Source organism: Chloroflexota bacterium (assembly GCA_014360825.1).
Classification (GTDB): domain Bacteria; phylum Chloroflexota; class Anaerolineae; order UBA2200; family JACIWT01; genus JACIWT01.
This window is the reverse complement of sequence record JACIWT010000011.1, coordinates 21752-34764: the sequence shown is the minus strand read 5'-3', so window position 1 is coordinate 34764 and position 13013 is coordinate 21752. Positions and strand designations below refer to the sequence as shown.

General features: G+C 56.5%; 12 protein-coding genes. 4 read left to right on the top strand and 8 right to left on the bottom strand.

The window, feature by feature from the left end:
• Nucleotides 1–49 precede the first annotated feature (49 nt).
• From H5T64_08790 to H5T64_08780, 3 genes are all read left to right on the top strand, one after another.
• Nucleotides 50–649 carry a class II aldolase/adducin family protein gene (locus H5T64_08790; GenBank protein ID MBC7264436.1) on the top strand — a complete coding sequence of 200 codons (600 nt, stop codon included), beginning with the start codon at nucleotides 50–52 and terminating at the stop codon, nucleotides 647–649.
• Between the two features lie 27 nt (nucleotides 650–676).
• Nucleotides 677–964, top strand: a complete 288-nt coding sequence (locus H5T64_08785; GenBank protein ID MBC7264435.1) for a PTS sugar transporter subunit IIB — start codon at nucleotides 677–679, stop codon at nucleotides 962–964.
• 352 nt (nucleotides 965–1316) lie between these two features.
• Nucleotides 1317–1781, top strand: coding sequence for a hypothetical protein (locus H5T64_08780; protein MBC7264434.1), 465 nt, complete (start codon nucleotides 1317–1319; stop codon nucleotides 1779–1781).
• Between the two features lie 86 nt (nucleotides 1782–1867).
• Here H5T64_08780 and H5T64_08775 read toward each other — a convergent pair whose 3' ends face one another.
• The 7 genes from H5T64_08775 to H5T64_08745 form a co-directional block, all read right to left on the bottom strand.
• Nucleotides 1868–3952 (bottom strand): BglG family transcription antiterminator, encoded by a 2085-nt coding sequence (locus H5T64_08775; protein ID MBC7264433.1) that lies wholly within the window; start codon nucleotides 3950–3952, stop codon nucleotides 1868–1870.
• Nucleotides 3953–4031: 79 nt separating this feature from the next.
• A complete protein-coding gene (locus tag H5T64_08770; GenBank protein MBC7264432.1) occupies nucleotides 4032–5990 on the bottom strand; it encodes an aldehyde ferredoxin oxidoreductase family protein in 1959 nt (652 codons plus the stop codon).
• 20 nt (nucleotides 5991–6010) lie between these two features.
• Nucleotides 6011–6646, bottom strand: coding sequence for a class II aldolase/adducin family protein (locus H5T64_08765; protein MBC7264431.1), 636 nt, complete (start codon nucleotides 6644–6646; stop codon nucleotides 6011–6013).
• A 49-nt stretch (nucleotides 6647–6695) separates the two neighbouring features.
• Nucleotides 6696–8201: an FGGY-family carbohydrate kinase gene (locus H5T64_08760; GenBank protein MBC7264430.1), complete on the bottom strand. Its 1506-nt coding sequence runs from the start codon at nucleotides 8199–8201 to the stop codon at nucleotides 6696–6698.
• A gap of 31 nt (nucleotides 8202–8232) precedes the next feature.
• Complete coding sequence (locus tag H5T64_08755) at nucleotides 8233–9246, bottom strand: 3-phosphoglycerate dehydrogenase (protein ID MBC7264429.1); 1014 nt, start codon at nucleotides 9244–9246, stop codon at nucleotides 8233–8235.
• Nucleotides 9239–9628 (bottom strand): SCP2 sterol-binding domain-containing protein, encoded by a 390-nt coding sequence (locus H5T64_08750; protein MBC7264428.1) that lies wholly within the window; start codon nucleotides 9626–9628, stop codon nucleotides 9239–9241. The genes H5T64_08755 and H5T64_08750 overlap by 8 nt, the downstream gene beginning before the upstream one ends.
• Nucleotides 9629–9654: 26 nt before the next feature.
• Entirely contained in the window at nucleotides 9655–10419 is a 765-nt protein-coding gene (locus tag H5T64_08745) for a GntR family transcriptional regulator (protein ID MBC7264427.1), read from the bottom strand.
• Between the two features lie 224 nt (nucleotides 10420–10643).
• Between H5T64_08745 and H5T64_08740 the strand changes: the two genes are divergently transcribed.
• Nucleotides 10644–10910, top strand: coding sequence for a hypothetical protein (locus tag H5T64_08740; protein MBC7264426.1), 267 nt, complete (start codon nucleotides 10644–10646; stop codon nucleotides 10908–10910).
• Nucleotides 10911–10947: 37 nt separating this feature from the next.
• On the opposite strand, the gene H5T64_08735 is transcribed toward H5T64_08740, so the two are convergent.
• Nucleotides 10948–12834, bottom strand: a complete 1887-nt coding sequence (locus H5T64_08735; protein MBC7264425.1) for a hypothetical protein — start codon at nucleotides 12832–12834, stop codon at nucleotides 10948–10950.
• Nucleotides 12835–13013: the final 179 nt, after the last annotated feature.

Below are 13013 nucleotides of genomic sequence, written 5' to 3'. Positions count from 1 at the left end.
GTGTTTGGCCCCTTGCAAGTTGTAGAATGACTGACTTGGAGGGGGTATTATGGATGAAAAAGAAAGAGAGTTGAGAGAAAGATTGACCAAGGCTGGGAGAGAACTGCTCGAACACGGTTTGCTCGAGCGTGATGGTAATCTGAGTGTGCGTTTGCCCAATTCAGATCAGATGCTGATTACCCCGGCGGGTGTTAAGGCTGGACAAGTAACGCCAGAGATGCTTGTAGTTGTGGACTTCGAGGGAAAAGTTATCCGCGGTGAGCTCAAACCGTCCTCCGGTGTGCCAATGCACAAGATCATTTACAACTTACGTCCTGATGTGCAATGTGTCATCCACTCGCACAGCCCTTTCGCGACAGCATTCGCAGTAGCAGGGATGCCTATTCCGTATGCTCTGGAAATCATGGAAACACTGGGTGGCGCGGTCCCTTGTGCCGAGTATGCACCCTTGGGAACTGAACTCCTTGCACAAAACATAGGCAGGGTGCTCGGGCAAGCAAATGCTGTGTTGCTGAAGAACCACGGGGTGTTGGTTGCAGGACAAACCATCGAACTCGCCGTTAAGAACGTCCTCACTCTAGAAAAGGCGGCACAGATCGTCTTCTACGCGCAGGCTATGGGAAGTGTGACGACGCTACCTCAGCATTAACGTGGGAAAACGGAAAGGAGCGGTCACGTGAAGAAGAAATATTCAATCGCTATCTGTTGCGGAGCGAACATAGCTACCTCTACGATTGTTACCAATCGTGTGAAAGAGTGGCTGACGAACGAAGGCATCAGAGCGGAATTTATCAAGTGTAAGATAAATGAGTTGCCAAATTACAAGCCAGACATCGTTATTTCAACAACGCCCGTTCCCGATCCGGGGTGCCCGGTGTTCAATGGGGTCCCATTTGTGACCAACACCAATACTGGACCTGTCAAGCAGCAGATATTGGACTGTCTCAAAGCGATGGAAGACTAGCATCCAACTATGCGACCTGGGGAAACCTAGCGGAAAGTTTCCTTTCTTCTCTATGTGTGTATGTCCTTGCTCCAAGTTTGTGGATCTTGCGCGAGAGTGAGCGAAACTTTTATGAAAGAGTGTGAATACCGCTTGATACCCAAGTTCGGGCCTTATATCGTATGCAGACGCGTTAACAGGCATCTAAGCAAGACTGAATCCAAAATCTGTCTTAACACTGAGAAATGCCCCTTGGAGGATTTCTTCAAAGAACAAGAGAAGAAGTTCAAAAACCGCCCTTAATGGACGGGGGGCGGTTGCCTACCAATTGGATTTTTCTAACCTCGTCACAACGAAATTGAAGGAGACGAGGATGACAACTACGCGGCTTCTGGATACGTTGGTTAGTGATGCCATGATCTCTTTGCTTGGTTGCGCGTTCCTGGGGCTTGGCATACTAGCCCGTTTGGGTGTTTACAAAAACTGGTATTGGAGACCTCAATCTCAACTTGTCTATACCTTTATGCCGGTTGGGATTCTGCTTATAGGTTACGGCAACCGTCAGGTGTTGCTAAGAGTTCTAGGTTGGCCCCTCTGCATGGTCTGGACAGGATTCCTTATTTATGTTGCATTTACATTTGGCAAGTATCCCCCGGTTTGGATCAAGCCAGGGTGGGTACAATGGCTGGAAGCAGAATACGGTGAATATTTGACGGATTTGCGCAAAGATGCCCAGTACAGCCTGAGATGGCTTTACGCGATCAAGTCAAGGCAGGGCATGGAGAAATGGATTCGAGACATCCGGGAACACTCTCAGCAGCAGAAAATTCAGACATAGCGCATCCCCTAGTGGGGATTCAATAGCCGTCCTGAGCGAAACCGGCAAACCACGGGCACATAAGTGCTTCCCCTTCCTGTTGTTGGTCATTCATTAAAAAACGAATTAGATATCAGATCTACGACCTGGTACACGTCGACTGCATTATGGATCTTATCTACGGCTTCCTGGGTTTCCAAAAGTTGCTGTAGTTGTCCTAACGCCTTCAGGTGTGAGTAGTTGTCTACAGCGCCCAGAGCAATGGCTATATCGACCGGATCGTGGTTAGGATGCCCAAAGGCGACCGGTTCTCGCAACGTTACCAGACTCATGCATACCTGCTTGACTCCATTCTCGGGAAGCGCGTGAAGCAGAGCGATCCCTGGCCAAGCGACCATGTAAGGACCATATTGCAGTATCATGTCTTTCATTGCCTGGATGTAGCTGGCTTCTATCGCTCCAATGTCAAGCAGCAATTTACCCGCTCGGGAAACCACTTCTGGCCAGCTATGAACGGGTATCTTAAGCCTAATTGTATCAGCAGTGAGGAGATGCGGCAAGGAGGGCTCATTCGTTTTGTAGAGCACAGCCTGCTTTCTTGAAGCGATCGGGGCATCTTCTTTGCTTAGAAACGCCCTGAGTTTAGCTATACTTTCATCGTTCAAAAGAGGATTGACCACTATAGTAGGGAGGTCTCTGACCTCCACTGGTACGGTGGAGATTATTGCGTCTATCTCGCTCAAGTCAGGTGATTTCTCTACTTCCGAGGCTGATACCACCCCCACAATCTCGACCTGGGGAAACTCCGCTTGTATTCTGGACTCCAGCAGCGAGGCCGTAGCGATACCTGCATGACAAACGATTAAAACCCGTCGATTCGCCCGCCTAGGGACACGTAACCGTTCCATTGCGGCTGCAAGGTGCATAGTAATGTAGCCGACGACCTCCATTGGCACTGGCTTTCTCAGCCTGTCACCAAGAAATGTGCAACTTTCCCAAGCAACTTGATAGATACGGGGATACTGTCTTCGAATGTTCATCAATAGGGGGTTTCTGATAGGCATGTCATATCGCAGGTGCTCTAGCAACCATGTCAGATCGGCCACCAAGTTGTGAATCAACTCTTGATCAACCAGCAGACAGGGGTGCAAAGAAAAAGAAACCCTCTCCAGTATAGTGCGAACGATGGTAGGTACCTCTGGTGCAATCCCCTCGTTCTCTGCTTTTTTCCCAGCGGTAGTACCTACGCCTTGTGCTCTCTCGGCACCCAAGAACCGCATTGCAATGTAAGCGACATCTGACTCGGTAAGTGAGACACCCGTGTAGTCTTTGACCCTTTCGGCCACTTTCTTTGCCACAAGGAACTCCTGCCGTTTCTTCACTTGTTCTATAAATTCGGGGGAAACGTCTAAGTGTCGTCCCTGCCGAGCTCGTTGCATTAGAATAGCGAGATGCAATACAGTGACAATATACGCTCTGTCTGTAAATCGCATATCAATATCGGTTGCCGCCAGTGCAACTAATAACCTAGAATGCCTCAAATCTAGATTGTCGAGGAACGCACGTGCATAATGTTGAATACCAGCGTTACTCCATGTTAGTGCCGACTGGGTCGCCTTAGAGCCTGTGCATGAAGGCAGTAAAAAGGCCTCCCCTATACTCTCAAGCAAGAGGTTCACGATTGCTTCCTGAAAATCTTTCTCCCGTCCGCTCACCGTGAAGCCAAAATTTGGTCTCCTGACCAGAGAGAGATCGTACTTCCGAAGCCATTTCGCAACACTGTCCAGGTCTTTCAAAACAGTGCTGCGCGAGACGCTCAATTCGCACGCCATTTGCTGGGCCAGCAACGGCAGATTACTAGTCAAGAGGTATAAGGTAAGAACATGTAATCGCTCAGTGCGTGACAATAGAGGGGCATAACCAGTCAGGCCGCTTAATTCTCTAATGAGACGTTTCTTGGTCTGACGAGGGGCATCAATTAGGGTTCCCCAGCCGGGTTTCGCTACTAAGCGAGCGCCTCTACTCTGCAACCATTTTTCGGCAACACGAAGTCTGTAGCGCACCGTACGTGGGGTCATGCTGAGCCGAGACGCGATGTCAGATGCAGTCAATGGCATCTCAGACTGCAGGAGTAGCATGAGAATACTACGGGAACGACTGTCTAAGTGTGATCGTAGTCGTACCTCACTCACGCTATCCTCCTCTGTGCGCGTCATCCTTTTGCACACTATAGTTGTACTTGTTCGGACCTCTTGAGCTGCTGTTTAATAATTATAATTTGCTTGATATCTCCCTGTCAATATCAATCTCCTTCACCATCTCCGACAGCGGCCAGCCCGTCGCCGGATCGATGCCCATGGCCTCAAAATAACCCCTGGCCATTGCCTCCATATCCAGTATTATGCCCGCCACCGGCCCTATCTCCTGCGGTGGTTCGCCCCGCTCGCGGGCTGGAAGAGGGAACTGGGCTGGCAATCCCTCGCGGGCGTTGAAAACGTGACGTAGCACCTGGATGCGCTTGCCGGCGCGGAAGAACTCCGCCTCGTCGAATCCCCAGCCGGTGGCGGCGTTCAGCCATTCCAGAAAGGGCGGGGATCCCATCATCAGCGCGAAGTGACATAATCCTAGGGAATCGAAGGCCCGCAGCACCGAGATGACGATCGCCATCGTCTTGCCTTTGGCCGCGTAGTCGTAGCGAGCAGCGGGCTTGCACCCCTGCAACGCAAAGTAGGGAGCGAATGCCGGTCCCCCGGCGATGCCAGAAAGGGTCGAGGTATGCCGTCCGGGAGCAGGGTCCACCTGGTAGCCCAAGGCCACATTCGGCTCATAGAGGCCGCGGTGCATTGCCAATTCCTGTCCGCCAGCGTGCATAGCGGCTGCTTGAGCCTCCGGCCCTAGGCGCTCCGCTGCCCGTCGCACCCCGTCGGCCAGCCATTCCCCCAGGCCTGGCTCCCGCCGTGCGATGCGGCGCACCAGTTCGACGAGCGCTTCCCCATCGCCCCAGCGCAAAGGCAGTTCAGTGGCCAATTCTTGCGGCAGCCATCCCTTTTCGTAGCACTCCATAGCGAAGGCGATGGCCACACCCACGGAGATAGTGTCCAGCCCTGCCAGGTTGCAGAGTTGGTTGCATTGCTCCACCACCCGCAGATCGCTGTTCATCACCAACGGGCCCAATGCGGCCAAGGTCTCATATTCTGGCTTGCGGCCGGTCGTGCCATCGGGGAGACGGATGATCCCGCCGCAAGCCACCGGGCAGGAGTGGCAGGCGTACGGCTTGATCTTGTCGCGGATGACCGCCTCATCGCTCAACCGTTCGGAGAGCGGGAGGGGGAAATCACGGAAACCGATGCCGGTCCAATTGCGCACCGGTGTGTCACCGAGTTCGACCAGGGCTGCGGTCCCTGCTGCCGTGCCGTAGCGGCGATAGGAGTCAATCACCATCTGGACCGGTCCGCCACTGAGTCTGGCGCGGAGGCGGCGGAGGAGGGGCAGAAAGCGGGCGAGGAAGCCCGGGATAAGAGAGGCCCAGCGCGATGGACGGCTCTGGAACAGACGGCGGTACACTGCGTTTGCTTTCCCAAACGCCTGAGGGTCGGCCAGAGGAGGGTGCCCCTTGCCACGCACGGCGACGGCTTTCAGCCGCTTGGCTCCCATCACCGCACCCAGGCCACAGCGGGCCGCGATCCGCTCACCATCCGTGACAATGGCTGCCAGGAGCGAGCCTTGCTCGCCCGCTGGGCCGATGCACGCCACCTGCACATCGGGCGAAGTGGCTTGGCGAATCGTCTCCCGGGTCTGAGCAGAGTCCAGGCCCCAGAGTTCTCCTGCGTCGCGCAGTTCCACACGCTCTGCATCCACGTAGAGGTACACAGGATGTTCCGCAGCACCCCTGATGAAAACCCCATCATAGCCTGTGCCGCGCAGGGCTGGGCCGAAATGTCCACCGCAGTTGGCATCGCCCCATCCCCCAGTCAATGGCGACTTGCCCACAACCATATAGCGCCCGCTGAAAAGCGCTCCGCTGCCAGTGAGAAGCCCGGGCAGGAACCCCAGGATATTGTCCGGCCCGAGTGGGTCGGCTCCACGAGGCATTCGTTCGTAAAGTATGTACGCGCCCAGGCCATAGCCACCCAGATAGTGACGATAGACGTCTTCGGGCAAGGTCTCCGCCTCTATACGGCCAGTAGAAAGATCAACGAAGAGGACTTTTCCCCGGTAGCCATTCGGCATTGTTCATCTTCTCCCTCAGCTCAGGCCACGCCTGCCGCTTGCAAGAAGGCAAGCGCCTCCTGCGGCAGGGTAGCCGGTTCTTGCCCAAACAGACGACAGGCCAACAAGATGCGAACGACCTCTTCCAGGGCCAAGGCTCGGTTTGCTGCCTGGCGCAAAGTCCAACCAACGGTGAGTAGACCGTGGCACTGGAGCAGCACCGCCGGGCTGTGCTCCAACGCCTGCACCACGTTCTGAATTAACTTGGGTGTGCCGGGCAATCCGTAGGGAACGATTTGGGTATGAATGAACGGCGCAGCGTCCACCGTGATGGCCGGGATCTTGCCGCCTACTAGTCCCAGCGCAGTGCTCAGCGGAGCATGGCTGTGGATGATCCCCTCCACGTCGGAGCGCGCAGCGTAGATCGCCAAATGCATAGGCGTCTCGACGGATGGTCGCTGCCGGCGGTTCGCAGGCTTGCCCGCGCTGTTGACTTTGACGATGTCCTCTGGCTTCAGCCCGCCCTTGTAGAGCATAGTCGGCGTGACGAGAAAAGCGTCTTCTTCATCGGTGATGCGCACTGAGAGGTTGCCACCGGTAGGAGTGATCAATTGCGCAGCGAACAGTTCTTCGAGGATAGACACGATCTCCAGACGCAATTCTTCTTCTGATGACATACTCTATCTCCTCCAGAAATCTTTGCATCGAAGGCGGATTTCTGACTGGCTACTGTAAACCGCGTGCCTTCTCGAACAATCCCAACCACTTCCGGTAGAGGCCGCGGTAGCGGCGTGCAGAAGACGGATCCGGCTCGACCAGCGGCTCCCAGTGGACCATTGCCTGCGCAGCCGATCGTAAATCTGGGAACGCGCCCGCGCCCACGGCGGCGCAGATGGCCGCTCCGACGCTACTGGCCTCGCGCACCAGGGGCACGCGCACCGGGCGATTGCATACATCGGCGACGATTTGCACCAAGGTGGCCGAATGTGTCAGCCCCCCGCACAGATTCAGACTTAGAGCCACCCTGCCGCTGATCTCCTCCAATTGCTCTACGTTGCCGCGTGTGGCGTAGGCCACGTTCTCCAGGACGGCGCGGGCGAACATCCCCCGGGTGAGGGGCCTCTCAAGCGCTCCGACGAAGGGGAATACGAACAGCGAGGGCGGCGGGAACGGCAGTGAACTGAAGTCGGCCACCTGCGGTCCCAGCACAGCCATCACACCACCAGCGGTGGCGGTGGCTGCCTCGCGCTCCAGCCGCTCGAAGTCTGGACCACCCGCCTCGGAAGGGGCGAACGTTTCTGAGAACCAACGGTAGGCGGCCCCTGCTATGCCGCCATTGCTCTCCAGAACCCAGTGGTCTGGCACGACATAGGCTCCAGTGTGCACGCGGTGGAGTGCATCGAAGACGGGTGCGGAAAGCACCATCTGTACGGGCAAAGTGGTCCCAGCGATGACCGTTGTGGTGCCGTCGTCGAAAGCAGCACAGCCCAGACAAGCAGCCTGTGAATCGCCTGCCCCGATTGCAACCGGAATGCCAACTGGCAGGCTAAGGGCTTTGGCGGCTTGCGGGGTCAGCGTGCCCGCCACTGTGCCGGGGGAAGCGCACGGGGGGCAGATCTCCGTTGCGAAGTCCAACGCTCGGACTAACTCCTCCGACCACTGGCAGCGACTGACATCGAAGAGCAGCGAGGAGCTGGCATTGGTTGGCTCCGAATAGGTGCAACCGCACAGCCGGTAGATCAGCCAATCGCTGATCATCTGGATCCTGGCTATGCGTGCATACACCTCTGGGCGGTGAATGCGGAACCACCACAGCCGCGCCGCGGCATCCAGTCCGAGCGGCCAACGCCCGCAGGTGCGGTAAATCAATTCCCCAAATTGCCTGGCGATCTCTTCAGCGTGTAATACTCCGCGGGCGTCGCGGTTTGTGCTACAATGAACTTCTTTACCCTGCGCGTCGAGGAAAACGACGCCATCACGTTGGCTGGTGGCACTAATGGCGCATACCAAATCCGGCGCTATTCCTGCTCGCGACAACGCCCGTCGAGTGGTCCGCGCCAATGTGGTCCACATCTCACCCGGATCGAACTCCGAACCGAAGGGTTCATCGGCGGGCACGTGGAAAGTCCACTCCTCGGCCGCTGCGCCAAGCAGATTTCCTTCCAGATCCAGGATCACAGTGCGACCTGAGCCGCTACCAGCATCGAGCGCCACGACACAATCGCGTTTCACATCCATTCCTCCATTGGGAAGTGCGACTGCACTATGGCCAGCGGAAGTGCTCCAACACCTCGGGATTGACAATGTTCTCCGGTCGCTGGCCCTCAAATAGACGCACCAAATCGGCGACAACCAATCGCGTCTGATGAATCACCACTTCACGCGTGTTGCCACCGATGTGCGGTGTGGCGATCACGTTTGGCAGAGTGAGCAGCGGGTGATTAGGTGACGGTGGCTCGTCGGCGAACACATCTAGTGCTGCGCCCGCCAGATGCCCGTCGCGCAACGCACGATAGAGCGCCCCCTCATCGGTCAAAGCAGCGCGGGCAGTATTGACAAAATACGCGCCTTTTTTCATCAGGCGGAACTCCCGCTCGCCGAACATGCCGGCCGTTTCGTCGGTGACCACCGTGTGCAGGCTGACGATGTCGGACGTGGCCAATAGGGCGTCGAGGCTTACGAGAGAGACGCCGATTTGGTGAGCCTGGTGGGCGGGGACGTAGGGGTCGTAAGCCACCACATGCGCCCCAAAGGCTTGTAGCCGTTTCGCTACCCGCTGTCCAACAGCGCCCAACCCGATCAGCCCCACGGTCTTCTCCCACAGTTCGACACCTTTGTACTCGAAAAAGGCGCGGGCCAACTTCTCCATGCCGTCGCCAGGCTGGCGCAGGATAGCGGCCACGGGCAAGAAATGACGTAGGAGGGCGAGCATGAAAAGCAACGTCAGGTCTGCCACAGCATCGGCATTGCGGCCAGGGGCCCGCAGCACTGGAATGCCCCGCTCCGTCGCTGCGGCCACGTCAATGTTGACCGGGTCACCCCGACAACTGGCGATGACCTTTAGATCGGGGGTCTTGGCCAAGACATATCTCTTGACCTGATCCACCTCGGTAACCAGGATGTGTACGCCTTGAAGGGCCTGCACCAGTTTCTGCCCCGCCAATACGCGCGACTCATCGCCGAAACAACTGTAGGTTACCTCGCCGTAGCGACGCAGGGTCTCCAGGCCCTCTTCGTCGAATTGGGCAGTGATCAGGATATTCAGCCGCTTACGCACTGCTCTTCGCCTGCTGATAAAGGCGTGTGAAATCAGCCATTAGCCCCTGCAGGCGCATGGCGGCCATCACATTGCCCGAGAATGCCAGATCGCCTTTCATCGCAGCCTTGGCCGCGGCCACCTTGCCGGTGAAGACATCATCGAGGACATCGCTGTCCATAGTCAGTTGAATCATAGGCTCCTCAGGCGGTTCACCCAGTCCTGCCTCCACTTTGCCGTTCAGGAAATTGGTGTAGAAGGAGACCTCCAGATCGGGGAACTCATACCCAATAGTGAGGGTCTGGCCTTTGCTGGCGGTGATGAAAGCCGGGTCGCTTTGAACCAACTCGGCCAACTTCGCCAGGACTTTCTCCAGGGCTTCCTTAGACTCAAATGCGGGCATTGGATCCTCCTTTTTCTAAGAATATTCTACAATAGCGTTTCACCTAACTGTTGGCGCGAAAGGCGAACAACGGAACGGAATCTGTCGCCACGGTGAGCGGTGTGCGTGAACTCAATTGGCTTTTCTTCGGCGTCGAAACTGAGGCGAGTGCACAGAACAATGGGCACACCTTCACGGATCCCCAACGCTTCCGCCTCGTAAGCGCTGGAGACCGATAGTTCGGTCGTCTCCACGGCGTATGCGGGCACGATATGGTATTCTTTTTCTAAGAGGCGGTAGATGCTGTGGTTGGTCAGGTCCTGTTCAGCCAATGTGGGGAAGCGGTGATGGGGATAGAAGGAGGTCTCTAAAGACATTGGCTCTCCATCCGCTAACCGCAGGCGCACGATCTTGACAACCGGCTCACCGACTGCAAGTTGCAATTGCCGTGCCACTCCCGGCGACGCGGGTACCACCTCCTGGCTACGGATATGAGCCCCTGCTCTGAGACCCAGCCGCTGCAGGATCTCGGTGTAACTGAGCAGCGGGAACCGCTCTCCCGTGAAGACGGCCTTCGGAGCGGCGACGAACGTGCCCTTGCCTTGACGGCGCACAACCAACCCCTCATTCGCCAGCTGTGTGAGAGCCAGGCGTGCCGTCATACGCGAGACCCCACACTCGGTGCAGATCTGCTCCTCGGTTGGCAGGGCATCGCCAGGTTTGAGGATGCCCTCCGCGATCTGCTCGCGCAATTGCTCGCGGATCTGATAGTAGAGTGGGATCGGGCTAGCGCGGTCAATATTGATGGACACCGCACATCTCCAGAGATTTTGTATATACATTATACCATTTATGCCGAAAGTTGTCAATTGCTGCGCGAGCGTTGACATCTTCCAAAACCTGTGTTATACTATATAACAAGAGAGATGGGATGGGTCACTCGCGACCTGCGTATGTGGAAGGAGCGGCCTGATAACCGGCTTCGGACACCTCATTGGTAGAAGCCAGTTACAGACCAATCAGAAAGGGGGGAGTCGTGGATGCCCTGTTCCAGAGTTTCCTGGCCCTCTTTGACCCGATCACCAGTTCACGACTGCTCGCGGCAGTAGGACTCGTGGCTATGGTGGTAACGGTATTGCTTTTGGTGACAAAAGGGACAGAGAAGACAGCGGACGGCATGGACAAAATCACAAAAGGGTTGATGCAGCTTTGCTTCGGCCTGTTTATGCTCGTCGCGGCTCTATTTATTGCAGTTTTGGCCTACATACTGAGCGAAGGCACTCTCGCGCACATCCGGCATTGATTGCCCCGAATGGGAAGATCTCACCATTAGCCAGTTGCTATATGCCAACGGCTCTGGGTACGTAGAGCACGAGCGAGATTATGGAGTCGGTCGCCGCAAATATGACAAAGGCGACCAGAACCGCTTTGCGTTCGGAGCGCCGGATGTAGACCCCCATCGCCAACAGGCTGATGGCGGCGATCAGAAGGGGAAAGCCGAAGACGATCAGGTCCTCAAATTGTGGCCCCACAACATCCAGGAGCGGGGCATATCTCAGAAACGCCGGAACCGCGAACAACTTGGATAGAAGATAGAGTGATATGGCAACGGTCAGGCCGACCCATCCGCTCTTGATCCGCAAGTCGCTGTCCGGTTGGGAGAAGTAGAAAAGGACCAGCCAGACAGAGGGCAGAAGCAGCCATAGGATCAGCATGGGGAAGAAAGAGAACGCGGCTACAGCGCCCCAGATCCTTCCCGCCAGGGAAGTGATAATATCCTCGACTGTGATGCGATTTAGCGCACTCTTCACCGAGGGGGAAGTGCTGGCGTAGTACACATCGTACACTCCGAATCCAGCGGCGTCCAGCCAGGCGAGATGAATGGCACCCTGGTCATCTGTAACTGCAAACGGACGCATAGAAGACGAGCGAGTTACGCCCGCCACTTCCAGGCCCTTCCACCGGCCATCTTTCAGCACCACAAAGGCGATCTGCACCAGACCTTCAGCGTGTTCAGACAGGGCCATCATGCTGCTGACCACTATCCCTACCTCTTCCCGCTGGCCCGGAATGGGGCAGGGCATGTACGTGTACTCAACAGTCATGTGGTATGGGACCACATATCCGTAAGGAAGCCGTTCACATCCGGGCGCTCTAATGATGCGGATGAATTCCTCATCCACGCCAATCTCTCCGGAGACCTCGCGGTAATAGCCGAGATGCTGATAATTGAAAGCACCGCTAACGGGCACGTACTCCGGTCGTGCTGACCCCGGAATCTCCAGAGCAACCACTTTATATACACTTGGGTTGCCGATAGGGAAGATTGCGCAATACGTCTGTGCAGTGCCTGGTGTTAACCCTCCTGCCCTGCGCTCTTGCGACCAGAAGATGTACACGTGCCCGGAGTCGAGCCCGATCTCCGGTGGGTAGAGGATCACCCCAGTGCCACCAGGAAACGCGGCGATCAGGCTGGATTCACCGAAATGAAGGTTTTGCGGATCAAAGGTGGCATAGAAGACCTCTTCTCCCCCCTCGGTTCCAGTCTTATGCCAGGTTAAGTGGACGATCCCGTTCGCGTCCGCAGCGCAGGCGGGGTGCTCTCCGTCAGCGCCAAGAGCGCGCGGGGCCAGCAGCATCTCACCCGAAGTCCCTATGCGAGCGTGATAAAGCCCCGGAATACTTGCAGCAACATCCGACCAGAATATGTCCAGAACCCCGACCATTGCTTCGGCAACGGAATAGCCGGTGATCTCACTTTCCGCATCCGAAAGCCTCTGTGGCCCGGACAGGATCTCCCCTTCCGCGGTGATGCGAGCGTGATAAACCCCTGGACGGCCTTCTCTCTCGCGGTCCAGCCAGAAGAGGTGGAAACCGCCTTGACTGTCGGGCAAAAGTTTGGGGTGACTGGGTTGATGGGGGGCTAAAGCCAGAGTTCGGGAACTGGCAACCTGGCCTTCGTCGTTGATGCGGACGAACTGGAAGTGCCACTGACCCTCCGTCCTCGTCAGCCAGGTGAGAATGGCGCATCTGTCCTCGGGATGCCAGGCAATACCAGGGCGGTTATTGATAGTGGCCTTCCCCAGCAACTTTCCCCGGCTCCAATCGGGGCCTGCAAAATCACTTTTGTCGGCGGTCAGGCCACAGCCGGCGGGGATAAGCGCGGTCAGGGCGAGCGCGAACACAAGGAGAACCTTGTGTGTGAAACCGCACCCTGTCCTTCTCATAAACCCTCCTGGGGGCACACCATAAACTGCCCCCTGTTACCGGCAGGCCGCTTCAGCCCTGCAGGGGCTGATAATCTGAGCATTCCATCATATACATATTTGCCGAGCATTGGAGGTTCAATGACTTGCCCAGCCTGATTGGAAAGCCTTTCACGTCAAAAGGGGCTCCCTGAAACAGA

Coding starts and splice junctions, on each gene's coding strand:
- H5T64_08735 (MBC7264425.1), bottom strand. CDS start 12,834: ATGAGAAGGACAGGGTGCGGTTTCACACACAAGGTTCTCCTTGTGTTC.
- H5T64_08780 (MBC7264434.1), top strand. CDS start 1,317: ATGACAACTACGCGGCTTCTGGATACGTTGGTTAGTGATGCCATGATC.
- H5T64_08770 (MBC7264432.1), bottom strand. CDS start 5,990: ATGCCGAATGGCTACCGGGGAAAAGTCCTCTTCGTTGATCTTTCTACT.
- H5T64_08750 (MBC7264428.1), bottom strand. CDS start 9,628: ATGCCCGCATTTGAGTCTAAGGAAGCCCTGGAGAAAGTCCTGGCGAAG.
- H5T64_08765 (MBC7264431.1), bottom strand. CDS start 6,646: ATGTCATCAGAAGAAGAATTGCGTCTGGAGATCGTGTCTATCCTCGAA.
- H5T64_08790 (MBC7264436.1), top strand. CDS start 50: ATGGATGAAAAAGAAAGAGAGTTGAGAGAAAGATTGACCAAGGCTGGG.